The sequence below is a fragment of the Acinetobacter sp. WCHAc060033 genome (assembly GCF_004209125.1).
Taxonomy (GTDB): domain Bacteria; phylum Pseudomonadota; class Gammaproteobacteria; order Pseudomonadales; family Moraxellaceae; genus Acinetobacter; species Acinetobacter wuhouensis.
The window spans coordinates 1-4,382 of the sequence record NZ_SGSW01000099.1 but is presented as its reverse complement, the minus strand read 5'-3'; the positions used below and the strand labels follow the sequence as shown (position 1 = coordinate 4,382).

Below are 4,382 nucleotides of genomic sequence, written 5' to 3'. Positions count from 1 at the left end.
AATTTAAACTAATTCTAACTGTTCGGCTTCTTCTGTAACTTCAATATCTTCAGCAGCAGAATTTTCAAATTCATCATTTAACCAACGCTGTAATAAACTACGCATTCTTGAGCTTGGTACATAAATATTGATTGGGTTACCTTCACGAATAGCAGAACGCCATATCCATTGGACCATCTCAGATAGAGCGAATACATCTTCCTTAACAGGGAATCCCTTCATAGCTGAAGCTTTAACAACCATTGGATTTGGATATAGGTTCATCAAGTAAGCTAAGTTGGTTTTGTCTTTGTATTCGTTAGTTGCCTTTGTATTGAAGGCTAACCATTCTTCTTTATAGCGTGATCCAGCAATTGCTGAATGTGCTTCTTTAAATGAAGTCCAAAGTCTATCTGACTTTTTCGCTTTAACATGGTTACGGAAATAGTTATCAAGATTTTTTGACAACTGCTCACATAAAGCTTTCTTATTTGATTTGAATTGGCTTGAACTCAATGCTGTAGTTTTAGTACCAATCTCATTAATAAACTTGTTATCTGAAATAGTGACTAAATGCTTAATTTGAGAAGGCTTGTTACCAAAACGGATCAGTTCATACTCAACGCCATACGATTTCAAATACGCTGACATTTGAGAGCCTTCAAACATATAAGTAGCAATCCAGACTTCTTTAAAAGATCTCAGTGTGTCGATACTCAATTCCCAAACAATCAGCTTCTGGTCCACATACAAGAGCTGACCGAGATCACACATTGTTGCTAGGTTTTCATATTTCGTACCCGTCGGGTCACCACCGTTATCACCATACTTTTCACGGTTGAAACGAAGAGTGACAGCATCATCATCAACATGAATCCAACCTAAACGGAAAAGAGCTTCTAACTCTGTAGATGAATGCTCTGTATATACATCATAGACTTGAATTGTTTCGTCAATAATCAGTACATAGTCTTTCGCATCATCCAACATATTTGGTGTTAGGTTCATAAAAAGCTGATGTGTACTGACTACGTTTTCTTTGTTCTTTAACAGGTATTGCAAGCTTTCAGCTTTATTTCCACCCTTATAGCTTGGATGCTTGAAACGTCTTTCCTTCAAAGGAGCATCATCTAAATATGCGTAATGAACGCTTGTATCGTCTTCTGTGGTAATTAAAGGACGTTTTAATACATCTTCAGGATCGTATGTTGTACCTGAAATACGATGGCATTCATCAAGTAATGGAGTGATGTAAAGAAAGTTCTGGTCTTTTTCTGCTGTTCTAATGTTTTCTATAATTTGAGTAGTCTTACCGCTACCCATCATTGCATCATAAACTTTAAACACTGTGCTTATTTTTCCTATTTGCACGTTTTATTATCCTCATTGCATATTGTTGTAATGGAAGACTGTTCTCCCCTCTTGAGACAGATTATATTACATCAAGACAGATAATGTCAATAACTTGTCTTGTGGATCTATTTTTGTCTTGAATTGCTTTATTTGTCTAGCTAAACACTTGTTTTGTTTTTAAATTTAAAACTGTGGATAAGTAAGACAGATTTCGGTCTTAATTGATCTTAGGTTTTATACGGCTTTCGCTGCAATTCGATACTCAAATTACAGTGAATTTATAAAGGAAAATTTAAAGGCTGTAGACAAAACCTTGTCTTAGACATTTTATAACTACTTGTTTTTAAAAATGAAAAAAGCAAAAACCTTAAAACAAAAATGTACGGATTCTAGGTACACATAAGCGCACACAGACATAGCACCTAAAGCCTATTTACTGACCGCCCTCTGTTCCTTCCATTACTGTAGCTATTGCATACAGTCGGTTGGTTGCTCAAACATTTACTTCAGCATAGCTTCGTTGTTACTCGCTATACTTCGTAAAGTTTCGAGCTGAGGTCCATTCTTTTATAACTCAATGTTTTCAACTGATTTTGAAGGAAGCTTAAAAAGTCTTATAAAATAAGGCTAGACAAAACCTTGTCTTGGGACTATCAAAAAAGTCAATCTTTTAGGGCTTTTTTTAACTTGAATCTTAAAGAAGAAATTATAAAAAAATACAGATAACTAATTAATAAATATTTAATTAATTTTTCAAATAAAGAAAAAGAATAGAGCGATATATCGAACTCCTTTCAGTCGTTCTCATATCTTCTTATAGAAAAATAGTTGTTCAACCTATAACAAGCTTCTTATTCATTTCCTTAACAGTCAATGAATAACAACCTTTAACAGTCAGATAATCAATCTTTAATCTGTATCCGTACCTTAACAGGCACGTATCCATATCAAACATTGAACTGACTGCCTACTAATCTGTTTTGTATGCTGTTTATTTTTCAATACTAATCAAATAGAATGAAGCTACAACTTTACATATAACTGTTTAATATGAAAAAGATAGTTTTAACTTTACTGTTGGCTTGTACTGGTACTATGGCTCAAGCTATTGAAGTGGATCATAATTACAAATTTAGTCTTTGTGCTGTAGCGGAGGATATAGCCAAAAGTTCTGTCGAAATACAAAAATATGAAGACATAGGAAAAGAAGAATTTAAGGTAGGTTATTTCAATACTTTAGAAACACAGTTAAACAAGCATTCCTTTTATAAAAACTATTATAAGCAACTAATTAATGCAGTTGTAGATGAGTTCTGGAACGTAAGAGATGAACAGTTAGCAAGTGATGTAGCTTTCCTTACGTGTATGACACTTGTAGAGGGAACTGATTTTAAAGACTACAAATACGAATAGCCTATGCAGAATAGGTATTCTTATTCCTAAAAGTTATAAGGATTGACAGTATAATAAAAATATGTTATATATGTATCTGTTTTCTATAACTAAAAATTATAAGCAAACAGAAAAACAATAAGAATAAAAACAACTTCAAATAAAAAGAGATACAACCATGTATTCAGTATTCATCATCACCAATAAAAAGAAATTCGTATTAGCAACATATCAAGACTTCAGTCCTGAGCTATCAGATCAAACAAAGCTACAGCTTATTCTAAATGGACCTACTGTTCCTGTAACTGTATTTGAACAGTACTTCAAAGCTCCTGAAGACTTTGAAATTAAAACTTTTAAAAGCGGTATCGACAATGCTTTAGAAGCAAGCCTAGAAGTCAACAACATTAATCTGGTACAAGCCAATAAGAAAGCAACAGCAGATGCACGTGTACCTGTATTACCAAAAACAAGAAAGCCACGTACTAAGAAGACAACAAATGAAGATCAAGGGCTGTAAGCGTCAAGCCTTCCTAGATCAAGCTATACTGAATGGCGGTCAACCAATCTTCTACCTAATCAAATGCTGGAATAAGGAAGTGAACCGTACCGGGTTTGTCGGAGACTCAATATTCTGAGAGACTATTCCGATGAAAAAACCAACCTATACCCCCGAAATTAGAGAAAGAGCGGTTCAATTACTAATTGAATCTGAAAAAGATTATCCTTCTACTTGGGCTGCAATCACAGCAATTGCGCCTAAGATTGGTTGTACTCCTGAAACACTTCGTGCCTGGCATCAAAAGCATTTAGATCAGCAAAATCCTATTAAAGTACAACAGATATCTGATCAAGAAAAAATGAAGCAAATGGAACGTGAAATTAAAGAATTAAAGCGTGCCAATGAAATTCTACGTAAAGCAGCCGCTTTTTTCGCCCAGGCGGAGCTCGACCGCCCACACAAATAATGGTGGATTTCATCCATAACAATAAAGACTTATATGGTGTTGATGCGATTTGTAGGATTTTACCGATCGCAGCTTCAACTTATTACCGAACTTTAGATCTCGCTGACAATCCAGAACATCGAGCGAAACGAGATCTACATTATAAGCATCATGCTGAACAAATTAAACGAATTTGGAAGGAAAGTTCAGGTCGATATGGTGTACGTAAAGTTTGGCAACAATTGAAACGTGAGGGTTATGTTATTGCACGTTGTACAGTTGCTCGATTGATGCAGAAGCTAGATATACAAGGTGTTTGGCGTGGTAAGAACAAACAAACTACCCGCAACCGAGATGATCAAAAACGAGCAGATGATTTAGTGAAACGTAATTTTAGTGCTGATCGACCTGACCAATTATGGGTCAGTGACTTTACGTATATTCAAACTCATTCAGGCTGGGTCTATACCGCCTTTATTATTGATGTGTTCTCACGAGCAATTGTTGGATGGAAAGTATCTACACGGATGAATACAGATATGGTGCTCGATGCACTTGAGCAAGCATTGCACGATCGAGGCATGCCAAAGAATGTGATTCATCATTCCGACAGGGGTGTGCAATATCTTTCGATTCGCTATACCAATCGTTTAGAAGCAGCAAATTTACGAGCATCAGTCGATACAACTGGTGATTCATACGATAATGCTT

At 35.4% G+C, this 4,382-nt stretch carries 3 protein-coding genes, 1 pseudogene and 1 other annotated feature; of the genes and pseudogenes, 3 read left to right on the top strand and 1 reads right to left on the bottom strand.

Going from position 1 to position 4,382, the window contains the following annotated elements; genetic code table 11:
* Nucleotides 1–3: 3 nt before the first annotated feature.
* Complete coding sequence (locus tag EXE10_RS20220; RefSeq protein ID WP_227552934.1) at nt 4–1,302, bottom strand: hypothetical protein; 1,299 nt, start codon at nt 1,300–1,302, stop codon at nt 4–6.
* A 1,080-nt stretch (nt 1,303–2,382) separates the two neighbouring features.
* Between EXE10_RS20220 and EXE10_RS20215 the strand changes: the two genes are divergently transcribed.
* The 3 genes and pseudogenes from EXE10_RS20215 to EXE10_RS20205 form a co-directional block, all read left to right on the top strand.
* Complete coding sequence (locus EXE10_RS20215) at nt 2,383–2,745, top strand: hypothetical protein (RefSeq protein WP_020753598.1); 363 nt, start codon at nt 2,383–2,385, stop codon at nt 2,743–2,745.
* Nucleotides 2,746–2,902: 157 nt separating this feature from the next.
* Complete coding sequence (locus EXE10_RS20210; RefSeq protein ID WP_020753599.1) at nt 2,903–3,244, top strand: hypothetical protein; 342 nt, start codon at nt 2,903–2,905, stop codon at nt 3,242–3,244.
* Nucleotides 3,245–3,374: 130 nt separating this feature from the next.
* A pseudogene (locus tag EXE10_RS20205) lies at nt 3,375–4,382 on the top strand (IS3 family transposase); the annotation flags it as partial.
* Nucleotides 3,650–3,766: a sequence feature (AL1L pseudoknot), on the top strand. Its footprint overlaps the pseudogene before it by 117 nt.